Here is a 17,692-nt window from a genome sequence, read left to right as displayed (position 1 = left end):
AATGTGATGTTCGTGTGCGCGAACATGGCGGCTATGACGTTGTCGTTGACCCGGCTTACATTGGAAACCACCAACCGGTAAAGGCGACGCCACCGGCAGGGCATATGCATCCAGGCCATATTGCGACCCACCGACACAAAGGAATCCGCCACACGCTCGATTACCAAATCTTTAGTTGTGCGCCACTTCGCGAATACCTAGCTTAATGATGAGGCCGTATCGGATTTGAGATGAGGGACGGGAACCGCAGCCCGTCTCGCGTTTTATCCCGGAAAGACCCTTTCTCCAAGGTCGAGATCTCCGTAATGAGTTTTCAATACGATAGTACCATTAACTTTCGCCTTCATCATCTCCCTGCCAGAGGCATGTAACGATGCGTGCCGCACTCGATTTCGCACCCGGCGCACCGGGCATTGACGCACGCTGGACGTCGAGCGCCAAGAATGGTGTGGGAACCGCACTGTCGAAAACCTCTCCAGTCTGGTTTACGCTCAGCCACGGCATCCTCAACGAGGTTTATTATCCACGTATCGATAGCGCCTGCACCCGCGATCTCGGTCTTGTGGTCACTAGAGACGACGGATATTTTTCGGAAGAGAAACGGGACTGCACCTCCGTTACCCGCCCTTTCGAGAGTGGAATTCCCGCGTTCCAAATCGCCAATACGGCGACAGATGGATCCTACCGGATTGAAAAACAGGTCATCACCGATCCGGCGCGGGCCTGTGTTCTTCAGCAAGTCTCCTTCTCGCCCTTGAAGGGAAAGATGGGGGATTACCGTGTAAGCCTCCTTCTGGCGCCGCATCTTGTCAACGCCGGCAATCTCAACTCCGCCTGGATAGGGGAGTATGAAGGGCGTCAGATTTTGTTCGCGACTGGTCGCTCTCGATATCTGGCGCTTATTTGCGATCTTCCCTGGCGCGCCGCAAGCGCTGGTTTCGTGGGCGTTTCCGATGGCTGGCGGCAAGTGCGCCGCGTCGGACGCCTTATCGAGGAATATCAGCGGGCAGATGATGGCAATGTTTCGCTGGCGGCGGAAATCGATTTTAGCGAAACTCACGATACGGCGACATTGGCGCTTGGTTTCGGCCAGACCGAATATGAAGCGGCGGCGTGTGCTGTCGCAAGTCTGAAGTCCGGCTTCAGGCATGCGCACGACGCCTATGTTGCCAACTGGCGCAGCTGGCAGAACAGTCTTCGCCCCCTCGACCGCGATACCCATCACGGCGTTAATTCCTATCGCGTGTCAACTGCCGTGCTTGCCGCGCATCGTGCCGCAGACCGGCCCGGAGCCGTCGTGGCAAGCCTGTCGATCCCATGGGGGGCCTCCAAGGGCGATGACGATCTTGGCGGATATCATCTGATATGGCCGCGAGATCTGGTGGAAGCCGCCGGCGGGTTTCTGGCGGCCGGCGATCACGAGGAGGCTTTGGCCATCCTTGATTATCTGCGCCAGGTGCAGCAGCCCTCGGGGCGGTGGCCGCAAAATCTCTGGCTGGATGGCAAGCCCTATTGGCCGGGCGTTCAGATGGATGAATGCGCCTTTCCGATCCTGCTTGCGGATATGCTGCATCGGCACGGCCACCTCGACCACGCCGCAAGGGCGGATTACATGCCGATGATCCGCAGCGCCTCGGCCTATATTCTGGCAAACGGCCCGACGACCGGCGAGGACAGGTGGGAGGAGGATGCCGGCTACAGCCCGTTCACGCTTGCAGTCGAGATCGCTGCGCTGCTTGCCGCCGCTGATCTGCTGGATATGGAGGGCGACGCGGCGCAAGCCACGCATCTGCGGCAGACCGCCGATTGCTGGAACGAGCAGATCGAAAGGTGGACATTTGCTGGCGACCCAACCCTCTGCTCGGAGCTCGATATTTCCGGCCATTACATTCGCATCGCCTCTCGCGGTACCACCGATGCCGTCCAGCCCTCGGGCACCACGCCCATCCTCAACCAGACACCGGATCGCGCTTTCTTGCCAACAAGCGATGTGATCAGCCCGGATGCACTTGCGCTGGTCCGCTTTGGCCTGCGCGCACCAGATGATCCCCACATTGTCGCAACGGTGAAGGCGATCGATCATTGCCTGCGCGCCGACCTGCCGCAGGGGCCGGTCTGGTACAGATACACAGGCGACGGATATGGTGAGCACGCTGATGGAACAGCATTTGACGGCACGGGTCAGGGCAGGCCATGGCCGCTTCTGACCGGCGAGCGCGCCCATTACGAACTTGCTGCGGGTAGACGCGGGACGGCGGAAGCTTTGCTGACCACAATGGAAAAATCGGCGGGGCAGAGCGGCCTTTTCCCCGAGCAGGTCTGGGATCAACCCGATCTTCCCGACAGGGAGCTGTTCTATGGCCACCCGTCGGGCAGCGCGATGCCGCTGGTCTGGGCGCATGCAGAACATATCAAGCTTCTGCGTTCGCTCGCCGATGGTTCCGTTTTCGACATGCCGCCGCAGGGTGTGGAGCGTTACATCCGCAACAAGACGCCGTCGCATCTTCGAATCTGGTGCTTCAACAACAAGATATCAGCAATGCCCGCCGGCAAGGTTCTGCGGCTGGAACTGGCGGATGATGCCATCGTGCACTGGAGCACCGACGGCTGGGCGACGACAACAGATACAAGCACGATGGCCTCCGGTCTCGGCACGCATTTTGCGGACTTGCCCGTGCAGGATATGGGGGCCGGCGGGACGATTGTTTTCACCTTCTACTGGCGAGATGCTGGAGTGTGGGAAAACGAGAATTTTACCGTTCGTCTCGGCGAATGAACCAGCAATAGCGAATTGCACAAGAGGAGTGTCAGCATGCAGATTGGAATGGTTGGGCTTGGTCGGATGGGCGCAAACATGGTGCGCCGCCTTTTGAAACATGGGCATGATTGCGTGGTTTTCGACGTCAATCCCGACAATGTCGCGGCGTTGGTGAAGGAAGGTGCCGTGGGCGCGACCTCGCCAGACGATCTCGTTGCTAGGCTCTCACCGCCACGCGCCGTGTGGCTGATGCTGCCCGCCGCCATCACGCCGAAAATCGCGCGGGACTTTGCGGGCAAACTCCAGGCGCGCGATGCCATCATCGATGGCGGAAATTCCAACTATCGCGATGCGATTGATCTCGCGGCCGAGTTTGCGTCCCGCGGCATTGATTTCATCGATACCGGCACATCCGGTGGCGTCTGGGGGCTGGAGCGCGGTTATTCCCTCATGATCGGCGGACCGGTCGCCGCGGTCCAGCGTCTCGACCCGATCTTCGCTTCCCTTGCGCCCGGCGCAGGTCTGGGCATCGCCGCTGACCCGGTCACCGGAACAGCACCGATGGGATATCTGCACTGCGGCCCGTCGGGAGCGGGGCATTTCGTCAAGATGGTCCACAATGGCATCGAATACGGTGTCATGGCCGCCTATGCCGAAGGGCTCAACATCCTGAAAGCCGCCAATGCGGGCACGCAACATCGCGAGGCAGACGCCGAAACCGCCCCTCTCGCCCATCCGCAATATTACCAGTTCAACTTTGATCTTCCCGCTGTGACGGAGGTCTGGCGACACGGGTCTGTTATCAGCTCCTGGCTGCTCGACCTGACGGCGGAGGCGCTGAAACAGGACCCTCACCTTGACCATTATGGCGGCCGAGTGTCCGATTCCGGGGAAGGCCGCTGGACCCTTCAGGCGGCCGTCGAAACCGGCGTGCCGGCCCCCATTTTGGCATCGGCGCTTTTCGAGCGGTTTTCCTCACGCGGCGAGGCCGAGTTTGCCGGCAAGGTGCTGTCGGCCATGCGCAATGCCTTTGGTGGCCATCTGGAGAAAGCCAAATGAAGATATCAGCCACGGACAGACAGCGTTCGGACGTGCTGGTGGTGTTCGGCGCCACGGGTGATCTTGCCTATAAGATGATCTTTCCCTCTCTCTACGCCATGGTGAAACGCGGCGCGCTGCAAACGCCCGTCATCGGTGTCGCTTTCGATGATTGGCCGCGTGAGCAGTTGATAGCGCGGGCGCGGGATGCGGTCGCCAACCATGTGGACAAGATCGACGAAGCCGTCTTCGAAAAATTCGCCGCACAGTTGACCTATGTCTCCGGCGATTACCGTAACGAAGCGACATTCGAAAAGCTGCGCACGGCGCTCGGCGCGCACCAGCATCCGCTTTATTACCTCGCCATTCCGCCGTCTCTCTTCGAAACCGTGGTAACCGGCCTCAACAAGGCCGGCATCGCCGCTTCGGCAAGGCTGATGGTTGAAAAACCCTTCGGCCGTGACCTTGCCTCTGCCGAAGCGTTGAACGAAGCGCTGCACGCGGTTTTCGCAGAGGATGCCATTTTCCGGATCGACCATTTCCTTGGCAAGGAGGCCATCCAGAACCTTCTTTATTTCCGGTTTGCCAATGCCTTTCTCGAGCCCGTGTGGAACCGAGACCACGTTGAAAGCGTGCAGATCACCATGGCCGAAGATTTTGGCATCAAGGGGCGCGGCAAGTTTTATGACGAGGTCGGATGTATCCGCGATGTGATCCAGAACCACCTGATCAATGTGCTGTTGCTTCTGGCCATGGAGCCGCCGGCTACAAGCGCCTCGGATGATCTCGTCGATGAAAAAGTGCAGATACTGAAAGCCATGCCGCCGCTCACCCGTGGTGATGTGGTGCGCGGACAGTTCAGAGGCTATCTGGACGAGCCGGGTGTAGCTCCGGCCTCGAGCCGGGAAACGTTCGCCGCCGTGCGCTTTCGCGTCGCCACCTGGCGCTGGAATGGCGTGCCATTCTTTATCCGCGCCGGCAAGAACCTGCCGGCGCATGCAACCGAAGTTGTGGTCCGCTTCAAGCGGCCGCCAATTGCGCTCTTTGGCGATGTCGAGACAACCCCCGCCAATTATGTGCGATTCCGGCTGGGGCCGGATATTGCAATTGGAATTGGCGCGCGCCGCAAGGCTGCGGGCGATGGCATGCGCGGTGAGGCCGTAGAACTCGGCGCAGTCGATGACGGTATCGGTGACATGGCGCCTTATGAGCGACTGATCGGTGATGCGATGGCAGGCGAACGTCAGCTATTCACCCGTCAGGACGCGGCGGAACTGGCCTGGAAGATCGTGGAGCCTATCCTCGATGATCCCGCGGTGCCGCCTGCATACGATGTGGGAAGCTGGGGCCCGGCGGAAATGGCAGAGTTTGGGCCGCCAGGCGGGTGGGTTGATCCCGAATAGCACCCACAACACAGTCGACGAAGGCCAGGATATGGCACAGGATCAAACTGTTCTTGCAATCGATATCGGCGGCAGCCACGTGAAGATCCGCCTGACCACCGGTGGCGAAGAACGCAAGGTTGAAAGCGGAAAGACAATGACGGGACCTGAAATGGTCGCCGCGGTAACCGCCATGGCAAAGGATATGACCTACGACGTCATTGCCATGGGATATCCCGGCCCGGTCGTTCATAACAAACCGCTTCGAGAACCGGTCAATCTGGGCGAAGGCTGGGTGGGCTATGATTATGAGGGCGCTTTTGGTTGTCCTGTTCGCGTCGTCAACGATGCGCTCATGCAGGCGATTGGTTCTTACAAGGGCGGCCGCATGTTGTTTCTGGGGCTCGGCACGGGTTTGGGCGCTGCGATGATCGTCGAGAATGTTGCCCAGCCGATGGAGATTGCCCATCTTCCTTACCGCAAAGGCAAAACCTATGAGCACTATGTCAGCGAGGCCTATAGGGAAAAGAAGGGGCAACGCGAAATGGCAAAAGCGCGTAAACGACGTCGTTGAACGCCTGAGCGCGGCTCTTGAACCGGATGAGGTCGTCATCGGTGGCGGCAACGTGGAAAAGCTCAATAGTCTGCCGCCGAATTGCAGACGGGGAGACAATGCTCTTGCTTTTGAGGGCGGATTTCGTCTTTGGAAAGATCCAGCTCTTCTCTTTTAAAAATCATGGCTGCGGGTTTGGGTAATGTTGTTTAGGGCTCGCCGCGCACATGGATAACCTGCTGCCGCGCATCAGGATATGCCTTTGTAACGAAGGACAGCGTTGAACGGACCATGAAGGCTACATCGGTGGCAAGCAGGTCACGCTTATGGTGGTCATAGTTATTCGATAACCGGCAGGGGCGCCGCCAGGATCGGCATAGCCCAAAGAGGTGCAAGCGCAACGACAACCGCCGTGCCGCGGAGGCAACGTCCGAGGCAGGCAGACATAGAGTCCGGCATTGTAGCTGCGCTTGGTTATGCTCTCGCTCGTATGTGGGAAACGCTGCTTTATCGCCATAGCCCGACGTGCCGACGGCCGGAAATAATGTTTCAATGTTCCACAGTGCCGTTTACGAAACTGCCGCGTTCCTAGAACGCCTGACGGAAGTGGAGGTCGAGGTCAGCCAGATGGATATCGTTGGCTGACTGTTGTCCTTCTCATCCAGCGTCACGCGTGGCCTCCGCCTTCTTCAACGAGCAGCGAAAACGCGCGCCTTTTTTTGCTCATTTTACAAAAGGTAAGGGTTGATCCGAAACAATTGAATTGAAGTCGCCTGTGGAAGCATAGCGCGCGGCCCGCACCTTGCTGAACTTGCTGCTGTCCACCACAAGGTGCTTTTGCATTGAGCGTTGCATAACGATCTGTTTTATCGGCACTTCATGAAAGTGTGAGCAGCTGACGCCATGCTGTTCGTCCACACCGCCGGCAGATAAAAATGCCTTATTGATATTGATGCGCTTCAGCACCTCGATACCCTCATCACCTGAAAACGAAGCCGCTTCCGGGTGATAAACCCCTCCAAGCATGATCAGGCGGACATCGTTTCTTCTCGCCAGCTCCTCTGCAACATTGAGGGAATAGCAGATGACGGTGACATGGGAATTTGCCGGAATCTGCCGCGCCAAATGCGGCATCGTCGTTCCGCAATCGATGAATACAGTATCGTACGGTTCGATCAGAGCGGCCGCCTGCGTACAGGCCCGCGCTTTTGCAGTCGCGTGACTGTCCTTCTCCTGCTCCAGCACATAGTCGCTGCTAACGCTGCCGTCCTGAACCGGGATAATATATCCGCCAAGACAGCTTAGCCGCTCGCCATCGGCGGCAATGTCGCGGCGAATGGTAATTTCGGAGACGCCAAGCCGGGACGCGGCATCCCGCAGCCTCAGGATTCCCGTTTCCTGAACCAGTCCGGCCAGGGCGTCCAACCTGGCATTGTGTGCACTTATTCTGCTCACCTTGTCTCCGCTTTCGGCTCGTCGCTTCGCTTCAAATTTCGGTGTTATTTTGCTCCCAATCGCACTTCTCTGCGCTTGACAGGAGAATAACAAACATGAAACGATCGCAACATAATGATCGGATTGTATCATAATAGTTCGCATTATCGGGAGAGGAAAACAACAGGTTTCTAGGCTACATCGTGGCCTATGCACCGGAGCATGGGGGAGGCCTTTCCGGGAGAATGAGGAGGCGTCGGACGCGGAAGCGGTTCCCGGCGCTAGGGATCGAACATTTTTGGGTGCTGCGACTGGAGTTGGTCCGGCACACTGCGGTTTCAAAGGGAGGAGTTATTCGTGAACAAGATTTTCACTACCATCGCGCTTGCTGCAACGCTTTCGGCCTCGGCTGTCTTTGCGCAAAGCGCCGTCGATGCGTCGAAGGTCAACAAGGAGCTGATCACGACGGCGAGCGGCAAAAAATACACCATTGCAACCGTCGTGAAGGTGGATGGTATTGCGTGGTTTGACCGCATGCGCGATGGCGTCGAGCAGTTCAAGGGCGATACCGGAAACGATGTCTGGATGGTTGGCCCAAGCCAGGCTGATGCCGCCGCTCAGGTGCAGATCGTTGAAAACCTCATCGCACAGGGCGTTGATGCGATCGCCATCGTGCCGTTCTCGGTCGAAGCGGTAGAGCCGGTGCTCAAGAAAGCCCGAGATCGCGGCATCGTCGTCATCAGCCATGAGGCTTCCAACATCCAGAACGTTGATTTCGACATCGAAGCCTTCGACAACAAAGCCTACGGCGCCAACCTGATGAAGGAACTTGGCAAATCCATGGGCGGTAAGGGCAAATATGTCGCCACCGTTGGCAGTCTGACGTCCAAGTCGCAGATGGAATGGATCGACGGCGCCGTCGAGTACCAGAAGGCAAACTTCCCGGAAATGTCGCAGGCGACCGAGCGGCTGGAAACCTATGACGACGCCAACACCGACTACACCAAGCTCAAGGAAGCAATGACCGCCTATCCGGACATTACCGGCATCCTCGGCGCGCCGATGCCGACGTCCGCAGGCGCTGGCCGCCTGATCGCCGAGGGCGGCCTGTCGGGCAAGGTTTTCTTCTCGGGAACGGGCCTGGTTTCCGTTGCCGGCGAATACATCAAGAACGATAATATCCAGTACATCCAGTTCTGGGATCCGGCCGTGGCCGGTTATGCCATGAACATGCTGGCTGTCGCGGTTCTCGAGAAGAAGAATGAGCAGATCAAGGCGGGTCTCAACATGGGTCTGCCCGGTTATGAAAGCCTGCTGGTTCCTGACGCCTCCAAGCCACACCTGCTCTACGGCGCAGGTTGGGTCGGGGTGACCAAAGAAAACATGGACAAGTACGACTTCTGATCCGAACCACGGAGGGGGGGCATCCCTCTCTCCGTGCACCCCCGTGTTTTCCAGCCTTGCACGAGGCCATTATGACTGAAAATCTGATCGAGCTGCGCCACATCGGTAAGCGGTTTGGCGGTGTGAAGGCGCTCGATGACGTATCGTTGAGCATTCGCCCGGGCGAAATCCATTGCCTTGCCGGTGAAAACGGTTCCGGCAAATCCACCGTCATCAAAATCATGTCCGGGGTTTACACACCCGAGGACGGTGAAATTCTGATCGACGGGAAGCCTGTCGGCAAACTCGATCCGGTAAAATCCGTTCACCACGGTATTCAGGTGATCTATCAGGATTTTTCGCTGTTCGGTAACCTGACGGTCGCCGAGAACCTGGCCATCAATACCTATTTGATGGAAGGTCGCAAGACGGTCGACTGGCGACATGTCCGTGAGCTGGCCCAAAAGGCGTTGGACCGCCTTGGCGTGAGCATCGATCTTGATACGGATGTCGAAACCCTGCCGACCTCTGGAAAGCAGATCGTGGCGATTGCCCGTGCAGTCATGGCCGATGCACGCCTGATCATCATGGATGAGCCGACGACGGCGCTGACGCGCCATGAGGTTGATGCCCTCTTCAAGATTGTGCGTGATATTCAGGCGCAGGGCATCGCCGTGCTCTTCGTCAGCCACAAAATGCGCGAGATGCTCGAAATCAGCGAGCGCCTGACAGTTTTCCGCAATGGCAAGAAGGTGGCCGAAGGACCGATCGCCGAATTCGATGAGCCGGCAATCACCCGCGCGATGACCGGGCAGGAGTTGACCGCCCACAGCTACCAGTGGGCACCGCAGGAAGGTGCCGATACACCGGTGCTGGAAGTCCGCAACCTCTCGGTTCCGGGTTCTGTGGAAAACACCGACCTGACGTTGAGGCCAGGCGAAATCGTCGGTATTTCGGGTTTGATCGGTTCGGGGCGTACCGAACTTGCGCTGGCGCTGTTTGGCATGCGCCCCGATTTTACCGGTTCAGTGCGCCTTGCAGGCCGCGACGTTCACCCAAGGACCGTTCAGGAGGGTATTGCCTGCGGTGTCGCTTATGTGCCGGAGGATCGCCTGACCGAGGGGCTATTCCTGACGCAATCGATCGAACGGAATATCATTGTCACGTCGATTGAGAAATTCATCCGCGGTCTTTTCATCAATCGCAAAAAGGCGGACGAGACGACCCGCGAAATGTTCTCGGCAATGCAGATCGTGGCACCAGGACCGCACACGCCGGTCAACCATTTGTCCGGTGGCAACGCACAGCGCGTCGTTCTGGCTCGCTGGTTGTTGACGGGTGCCAAGGTGCTAATCCTGAACGGCCCGACCGTCGGCGTCGATGTCGGTTCCAAAGCACAGATTCACACCATCATCCGCAAGCTGGCCGAAAAGGAAGGTCTGGCCGTGCTGATGATTTCCGACGATGTGCCGGAACTGGTGCAGAACTGCAACCGCGTGCTGGTCATGCATCGCGGCCGTTTCGTTGACGAGTTGTCTGGAGAGAGCATGACCGAAGACGCCGTTAACGACCGGCTCAAGATGCTGAATTGAGGGGCCGCAAGACATGAAATTCCTGAAAAGCACAGAATCCATTATAGCCTGCGTCCTGCTCGCGGCCATGATCATCATCGGTCTCATCAATCCAGCCTTCTGGTCGCTCGACAACATCTTCGGCCTGTTGCGCTCCAATGTCGTGATCGGCATCATGGCGCTCGGTGTATTACTCGTGATGATTTCCGGCGGTATCGACGTATCGTTCACGGCCTTTGCCATTGCGGCGATGTATCTGACTGTGCGTAGCATGGTCTATCTCGGCTATGATGGCGTGATCATTCCCTTTGTTGCGGCAACGCTGATTGGACTCGTTCTCGGTGCTTTCAACGGTTTCATTATCCATCGTTTCAGGATGATTCCGCTGATCGTGACGCTCGGGACCGGTTCGATTGTGCGTGGTCTGGTTCTCGGTCTCGTCGGTACCAGCATCGTCAACATCAACAAGATGCCAAAGGAGCTGATCGAGTTCGGCAAGACTGATGTTATCTCGCTGACGTCCGCCACTGGATCGACTTTCGGCCTGACCGCGATGTTCCTGGTCTATCTTGGGCTGGCATTGGTCATTCATCTCGTCCTTACCTACACCATGATCGGGCGCAGCGTTTATGCCTATGGCGGCTCTCCTGAAGCTGCCAAACGTGTTGGCTTCAATACAGGTGCGACAATCTTCTTTGTCTACTGCATCGCCGGTGCGCTGGCGGGCTTCTCGGGCCTGCTGCATTCCTCGATGATCTGGCTTGCCAACCCGCGTGATTTTGTCGGTCTCGAACTCGACGTGATCGCGGCGGTGGTTCTGGGCGGTGCGTCAATCTTTGGCGGACGCGGCACGGTTCTCGGAACATTAATGGGCGTGTTCATGCTGGTGATGGTCAAAAACTCGCTGATCATCATGAAAGTGGACACGACCTGGCAGCGGGTCGTTGTCGGCCTGATCATCATCATCGCCACCGCCATCACGGCATGGCGTGACCGTAAAAGCATAGCGTGACGGGAGAGCGCATCATGAAAAATTCGTTCGACATGCGTCGGCTTTTCGGCAACGACAGCAACATCATTCAGCTTCTTGTCATCACCGTCATCGTCTTTGCGCTGATGACTTGGATGAACCCCGGCAAGTTCCTGAACTACTACAATTTTGAATCCATCAGCTACATCATGCCCGAACTGGGGATCCTCTCCATCGCCATGATGATTGCCATGCTGACCGGTGGCATCGATCTTTCCGTGGTGGGGATTGCCAATCTGGCCGGTATCATCGCCGGCGTCTATTTCCATTCCACAATGGTTCAGGCGGGACAATCCTCCACTTCGGGCGTTGTCTTCTACACCGGGCTCGGCATCGTCCTCGCCATGGCGGTCGGGCTGCTGGCCGGTCTGATCAACGGCCTGTTGGTCGCGAAGCTGCGTATTACCCCGATACTGGCGACACTCGGCACAGGTCAGGTGCTGATGGGGCTGGCGCTGGTATTGACCGGCGGCCCGGCAATCGTCGGCTTCCCTGACGCGTGGAACTGGATCGGCAACGGCAAGATCTTGGGTATAGCGACGCCGTTTCTGCTGTTCATCGGCGTCTGCATCACCGTGGCGATCCTGCTGACGCGCTCAACGCTCGGCATTAACCTGATGCTGATCGGGACCAATCCGCGCGCAGCCGTCTTTGCAGGCATCCGCAAGGATCGCATGATGCTCTATTCCTACATGCTGACCGGCGTTCTGGCGTCGCTGGCGGGCATCATTCTGTCGGGGCGAACCAATGCAGTGAAATCCGACTACGGCGCGTCCTATCTGCTGCAGGCGGTGCTAATTGCCGTTCTCGGCGGCACAAATCCGGCAGGCGGGAAGGGGCGGGTTCTTGGCATCGCCATTGCGCTGATTGCCCTCATGCTGCTCTCTTCCGGTTTCCAGATGATGCGGTTCTCCAACCACCTCATCGACTTCATCTGGGGCGCATTCCTCATTCTCGTCATCGCCATCAATGCGTGGCGAAACCCGGGCAGGTGATCCCATGCAGGCGACAGAATTTCAACTTCGCAGACAGGACTTCACCGATCTTCCGCATCTTCTAGCCGCAACCGATGGGCTGAAGGTTACCACCTTCCGCTACGCCACCGGCATTGAGGCGCTGCAATTGGAGAACCGCTACGGCCGGATCGTCATATTGCCATTCATGGGGCAGATGATCTGGAGCGTTGAGTTCAACGGTGTGGACCTCACTATGGGAAGTCGCTTTTCGATGCCCCGACCTGCCGGTTCAATCGTAGAGACATACGGATGTTTTGCATTCCATAGCGGCATGCTGCGAAACGGCTGCCCGTCGCCGCAGGATAGTCATGCCCTGCATGGCGAAATGCCCTGTGCCGCCATGGACAAGGCTGGTTTCGTCATCGGTCACGATGCGCGCGGCCCCTATGTTCGGGTAACAGGCGAAGTTGAATATGTCATGGGCTTCGGCGCTAATTATCTGGCCCGACCCAGCGTGACTTTGCATGCTGAGGACACGCTTTTTGACATGGTCATGGACATCCAGAACCTGTCGTCAGCGTCCATGGATCTCATGTATATGTGCCACGTGAACTTTGCCTATGCCGAGGGTGCGCAAATCGTTCAGCCGGTGCCCTACACGCCGGAGCAGGTGAAGGTGCGAACGGCCGTACCCGGCCACGTCACACCAAACCCCGATTACCTTTCCTTGCTGGAGACGCTGGCAAGGCAGCCTTCGGCCATGGAAGTGCTCAACGAACCACAACGTTACGACCCCGAACAGGTGTTCTACATAAACGGCCTGCCGGCGGACGGTGAGGGGCTGACGCATCTGATGATGCAACGACGTGAGGGCGATGGCTTTGCCATCTCCTATCCGCTCGCCGCCTTCCCCAAGACAGTGCGTTGGATCCTGGTCAATGGGGATTCGCAGGTTGCCGCTTTTGCCCTCCCATCCACCTGCGAGCCGGAAGGCTATCTGGCGGAGAAGGCCAAGAACAACGTGCAGAGACTATCGCCGGGTGAACGCAGGGTCTTCCCGGTACGGCTGGGCTATCTCGACCACGCTGCCGCCGATCGGTTCGGCGCCAGGATCAGCGCGCTTTAAAACAGATAAGCAGGGAATATCGGCATGAGTAAGAAAATCGGGGTCGTCGGCTCCAACATGGTCGATCTTATCACCTATGTGGATCGTATGCCCGGACCGGGAGAGACACTCGAGGCGCCCACTTTCGAAATGGGGTGCGGCGGCAAGGGTGCCAATCAGGCGGTTGCCGCGGCGCGTCTTGGTGCCGAAGTGATGATGGTCACCCGGGTCGGGGACGATGTATTCGCGGATAACACCATCCGCAATCTCGCAAGCTTTGGCGTTGATACGCGTCATGTGGTGAAGGTCGCCGGCAAATCCAGCGGTGTCGCACCAATCTTCGTCGAACAATCAGGCGAGAATTCCATCCTCATCGTCAAGGGAGCCAATGCCGACCTTTTGCCTGTTGAAGTCGACAAGGCGGCCGCCGATCTGAAAGAGTGCGGCCTGATCCTGATGCAGATGGAAGTGCCGGTCGAGACCGTCTATCACACCATCGAGCTTGCGGCCAAAAATGGTATCGAGACGATCCTCAATCCCGCCCCAGCCGCTGCCAATCTCGATCCTGAGCGCATCCGCCAGGTAACCTTCCTCGTGCCGAACGAGAGCGAGCTTGCCTTGCTGTCGGGGCTGCCGACCGACACCGACGAAGACATCGTCAGCGCCGCACGTTCGCTGATCGCTCGTGGCATTCGCACCGTCATCGTGACGCTGGGCGGGCGCGGTGCGCGCATGATTACGTCAAACGAAATCGTCAACATCGAGCCCGTCAAGGTAACGCCGAAGGACACCACGGGTGCGGGCGATGCCTTTATTGGCTCCTTCGCCCGCTTTTACGCCGAAACGTGCGAGGTCGTATCCTCCCTGAAGAAGGCCTCGCTTTACGCGGCGCATTCCATCACCCGTCCCGGAACACAGAAGGCCTACGCCAGCCTTGAAGAGTTCGAGGCATTCTGCCGCGACCATGCCAATGGCGCAGCCTGACCAGAAGAATGGACAGAAAATGAGCGAAGCATTTCTCAGAAATAACGGCACCGCTCTCAAACCGGAATGGTTCGAAGATGTGTCGGTCAATCGCAGCGCTTCCGAACGGCGTGCAGCGACGATCACCACCCGGCGCTCGGTCAAGAAGGAATACCAGGTCGCCTGGCAGATCAAGGCCATCACCTGCATCGATCTGACGACGCTGTCCGGCGACGACACGCCGGGTCGCGTGCGCCGACTGTGCGCGAAAGCGCGCCGTCCGGTCCGGGAAGACATTCTCGAAGCACTAGGCCTTGCAGATGCCGGTATCACCACCGGCGCCGTCTGCGTTTATCCGACCATGGTGCCCCACGCCGTCAAGGCGCTGGAAGGCACGGCTATTCCGGTCGCATCGGTGGCGACGGGCTTTCCGTCCGGCCTGACGCCGCTGCCGCAACGGCTAGCTGAAATCCGCTATGCCGTCGAGCAAGGCGCCAAGGAGATCGATATCGTCATAACCCGCGAGTTCGTTCTGACGCAGAACTGGACAGCACTTTACGACGAGATTTCCGCGATGCGGGAAGCCTGCGGCGACGCCCATATGAAGGCTATCTTGGCGACGGGCGATCTCAACACCCTGACTAACGTCTATCGTGCCTCGATGGTGGCCATGCAGGCGGGCTCGGACTTCATCAAGACGTCGACTGGCAAGGAAGAGGTCAACGCCACCCTGCCGGTCAGTCTGACCATGGTGCGGGCGCTGCGCGATTATGGCGAACTGACCGGCCAGATGGTGGGATTCAAGCCCGCAGGCGGGTTGAAGACGGCAAAGGACGCACTGTCGTGGTTGACGCTGATGAAAGAGGAGCTGGGCAATCGCTGGCTGGAGCCGGACCTGTTCCGCATTGGCGCCAGTTCGATGCTTGGCGATATCGAGCGGCAGCTCGAACATTTCGTAACCGGCCGCTATTCCAGCGCTCACCACCACGCTGCCGCATAAGGACTGAAATAATGCGACCCATTAAGGACATTTTGGAAACCATGGAATATGGACCTTCCCCCGAAGCCAATGGTGATGTGAAGCAGTGGCTCGACGCTCACGGACGCTCGTTCGGTCACTATATCAACGGCCGGTTCGTATCGCCCGATGGCCGAAAGACGATTGCCGTCTCAAACCCCGCAAACGGGGATGAGCTGGCTGAGATCGTTTGCGGCAATGAGGAAGACGTGGATCAGGCGGTCAAGGCCGCCCGCGCGGTCTTCGGAAAATGGTCGAAGCTGTCGGGTCATGAGCGCGCCCGTTATCTCTACGCCATTGCCCGCCATGTCCAGAAGCGTGAGCGCTTCCTTTCCGTTCTGGAGACGATGGACAATGGCAAGCCGGTTCGCGATACCCGTGATATCGACATCCCACTCGTCGCGCGTCACTTTTACCATCACGCCGGATGGGCCGAAATGGTGGAGGATGAGTTCCGTGGTTTCTCGCCCGTCGGTGTTTGCGGTCAGGTGATCCCCTGGAATTTCCCTCTCCTGATGCTGGCCTGGAAGATCGCGCCAGCGCTTGCGGCCGGCAATACCGTGGTGCTGAAGCCTGCCGATCTGACACCGCTGACTGCTGTCGCCTTTGCGGAAATCTGCCACGAGGTCGGCCTTCCGGCTGGTGTCGTCAACATCGTGCAGGGCGATGGCTCGACAGGTGCTGCGATCTGCGGCCATGACGGCGTCGACAAGGTTGCCTTCACCGGCTCGACCAAGGTCGGCCGCGTTATTCGCGAGCAGATTGCCGGTTCGGGCAAAAAACTGTCGTTGGAACTGGGCGGCAAGTCACCCTTCATCGTTTTTGAGGATGCCGATCTTGATGCGGCGGTTGAAGGTGTTGTTGACGCGATCTGGTTCAACCAGGGCGAAGTTTGCTGCGCCGGTTCCCGGCTGCTGGTGCAGGAAGGCATTGCCGAAAAATTTTATGCACGCCTGAAAAAGCGACTGGAAACCCTGCGGGTCGGCGATCCGCTCGACAAGTCGACCGATGTCGGCGCGATTGTTTCCGCCACGCAGGTGAAACGCATCACGGATCTGGTTCGCAGGGGCGTGGAAGAGGGCGGTGAACTCTGGCAGAGTTCCAACCCGTTGCCACCCACCGGCAATTATGTCGCTCCCGGCTTCTTCACCGATGTTGATCAGGCGTCGACGGTTTGCCAGGTGGAAATTTTCGGCCCGATCGCTGCGGCATCCACATTCCGCACGCCGGATGAAGCCGTTTCGCTGGCCAACAACATCCGTTACGGCCTCGCCGCCTCGATCTGGTCGGAAAACATCAATGTCACGCTTGATCTGGCTGCCCGGGTCAAGGCAGGCGTGGTCTGGATCAACTGCACCAACATGCTGGACGCCGGTGCAGGTTTTGGCGGCTACCGTGAAAGCGGTTTCGGCCGTGAAGGTGCGCGCGAAGGGCTTTACGAATATCTGGCGGCAGACTGGGAAAAGAACCTGCCGGTCAGCAAGCCCGCTGAAGCCTTCGCACCATCTGCATCGCCGAATGCCGACAGCAAGATGGCGATCGATGGCCTTGATCGGACTATGAAAAACTATATCGGCGGCAAGCAAGCACGCCCCGACGGTGGCTACAGTTATTCGGTCACCGGCAAGGGCAACGCCGTGATTGGCATGGCCGGAATAGGTAACCGCAAGGACATCCGCAACGCTGTGGAAGCCGCGTCCAAGGCTGGCAGTTGGAGTTCCGCAACCGCCCATAATCGCGCGCAGGTGCTCTATTATCTCGCAGAGAACCTCAATGCACGGCGTGACGAGTTTGTCGCCCGCATCATCGATAGCACCGGTGTGAGCGAAAAGAAGGCGAGGGACGAATTCGACGCGTCTCTGCGTCGCATTTCCTACTACGCCGCCCATGCCGACAAGTTCGATGGCGCCGTGCACTCCACCAAGCCGCGTCACGTCACGCTTGCCATGAACGAGCCGTGGGGCGTCGTCGGTATCGTTTGCCCTGATGAGGCGCCGCTTCTCTCGCTGGTGTCGCTGGTGCTGCCAGCAATAGCCATGGGCAATCGCGTCGTCGTCATCCCGTCATCGCGCCATCCATTGATTGCCGGTGATTTCTACCAGGTGCTGGACACGTCGGATGTGCCCGGTGGCGTCATCAATATTGTCACTGGCGAACGCGATCTGCTTGCAAAGACGCTGGCCGAGCATGATGACGTTGCAGCCATCTGGTATTTCGGATCGGCTGACGGAAGCGCGATGGTCGAGCAAGCTTCTGCGGGCAACCTGAAGGCCACTTGGGTCAATAATGGGCGACAGCCCGATTGGCTTGACCGTACACAAGGGCAGGGACGTGACTATTTGCGAAGGGCGATTCAAGTGAAGAATATCTGGGTGCCATACGGCGCCTGACCGGCACCTTGCATGGGTGATATCTGACAAGATTGCTTATGGGAATTATCGGTTCCCCTGTGATTTTCGTGTTAAGTTCACCTCGCGACCGCTGTTACACGCCGCTGCCGC

The 17,692-nt window shown here is 58.3% G+C and carries 12 protein-coding genes and 1 pseudogene; 12 read left to right on the top strand and 1 reads right to left on the bottom strand.

Annotation, left to right across the window (positions count from 1 at the left end):
* Nucleotides 1-373: 373 nt before the first annotated feature.
* The 4 genes and pseudogenes from HQN82_RS13775 (at nt 374) to HQN82_RS13760 (ending at nt 5,909) form a co-directional block, all read left to right on the top strand.
* Nucleotides 374-2,776 carry a glucan 1,4-alpha-glucosidase gene (locus tag HQN82_RS13775; protein ID WP_173615049.1) on the top strand — a complete coding sequence of 801 codons (2,403 nt, stop codon included), beginning with the start codon at nt 374-376 and terminating at the stop codon, nt 2,774-2,776.
* A 36-nt stretch (nt 2,777-2,812) separates the two neighbouring features.
* Nucleotides 2,813-3,817, top strand: coding sequence for a phosphogluconate dehydrogenase (NAD(+)-dependent, decarboxylating) (gene gnd, locus HQN82_RS13770; RefSeq protein WP_173615048.1), 1,005 nt, complete (start codon nt 2,813-2,815; stop codon nt 3,815-3,817).
* Nucleotides 3,814-5,199 carry a glucose-6-phosphate dehydrogenase gene (gene zwf / locus HQN82_RS13765; RefSeq protein ID WP_173615047.1) on the top strand — a complete coding sequence of 462 codons (1,386 nt, stop codon included), beginning with the start codon at nt 3,814-3,816 and terminating at the stop codon, nt 5,197-5,199. The genes gnd and zwf overlap by 4 nt, the downstream gene beginning before the upstream one ends.
* A 31-nt stretch (nt 5,200-5,230) precedes the next feature.
* Nucleotides 5,231-5,909, top strand: a pseudogene (locus HQN82_RS13760) (ROK family protein).
* A 545-nt stretch (nt 5,910-6,454) separates the two neighbouring features.
* On the opposite strand, the gene HQN82_RS13755 reads toward HQN82_RS13760, so the two are convergent.
* Nucleotides 6,455-7,186, bottom strand: coding sequence for a DeoR/GlpR family DNA-binding transcription regulator (locus HQN82_RS13755; protein WP_173615046.1), 732 nt, complete (start codon nt 7,184-7,186; stop codon nt 6,455-6,457).
* 336 nt (nt 7,187-7,522) lie between these two features.
* Here HQN82_RS13755 and HQN82_RS13750 point away from each other — a divergent pair, with 336 nt between their 5' ends.
* The 8 genes from HQN82_RS13750 to HQN82_RS13715 all read left to right on the top strand — a co-directional run bounded on the left by HQN82_RS13750 (nt 7,523) and on the right by HQN82_RS13715 (nt 17,581).
* Entirely contained in the window at nt 7,523-8,569 is a 1,047-nt protein-coding gene (locus HQN82_RS13750; RefSeq protein ID WP_045531774.1) for an autoinducer 2 ABC transporter substrate-binding protein, read from the top strand.
* A 71-nt stretch (nt 8,570-8,640) separates the two neighbouring features.
* Complete coding sequence (locus tag HQN82_RS13745) at nt 8,641-10,140, top strand: sugar ABC transporter ATP-binding protein (RefSeq protein WP_173615045.1); 1,500 nt, start codon at nt 8,641-8,643, stop codon at nt 10,138-10,140.
* A 13-nt stretch (nt 10,141-10,153) separates the two neighbouring features.
* Complete coding sequence (locus tag HQN82_RS13740) at nt 10,154-11,131, top strand: ABC transporter permease (protein WP_173615044.1); 978 nt, start codon at nt 10,154-10,156, stop codon at nt 11,129-11,131.
* Nucleotides 11,132-11,145: 14 nt separating this feature from the next.
* Complete coding sequence (locus HQN82_RS13735) at nt 11,146-12,144, top strand: ABC transporter permease (protein ID WP_173615043.1); 999 nt, start codon at nt 11,146-11,148, stop codon at nt 12,142-12,144.
* Between the two features lie 4 nt (nt 12,145-12,148).
* Nucleotides 12,149-13,231: an aldose 1-epimerase family protein gene (locus tag HQN82_RS13730; RefSeq protein WP_173615042.1), complete on the top strand. Its 1,083-nt coding sequence runs from the start codon at nt 12,149-12,151 to the stop codon at nt 13,229-13,231.
* A gap of 24 nt (nt 13,232-13,255) precedes the next feature.
* Entirely contained in the window at nt 13,256-14,194 is a 939-nt protein-coding gene (rbsK, locus tag HQN82_RS13725) for a ribokinase (RefSeq protein WP_173615041.1), read from the top strand.
* Between the two features lie 19 nt (nt 14,195-14,213).
* Nucleotides 14,214-15,173, top strand: a complete 960-nt coding sequence (deoC, locus tag HQN82_RS13720) for a deoxyribose-phosphate aldolase (RefSeq protein WP_173615040.1) — start codon at nt 14,214-14,216, stop codon at nt 15,171-15,173.
* 11 nt (nt 15,174-15,184) lie between these two features.
* A complete protein-coding gene (locus HQN82_RS13715; RefSeq protein WP_173615039.1) occupies nt 15,185-17,581 on the top strand; it encodes an aldehyde dehydrogenase family protein in 2,397 nt (798 codons plus the stop codon).
* Nucleotides 17,582-17,692 lie beyond the last annotated feature (111 nt).

The organism is Agrobacterium pusense (assembly GCF_013285525.1).
GTDB lineage: Bacteria > Pseudomonadota > Alphaproteobacteria > Rhizobiales > Rhizobiaceae > Agrobacterium > Agrobacterium pusense.
Note: the sequence above shows the minus strand (reverse complement) of the source record. Positions and strands in the feature narration are given on the sequence as shown.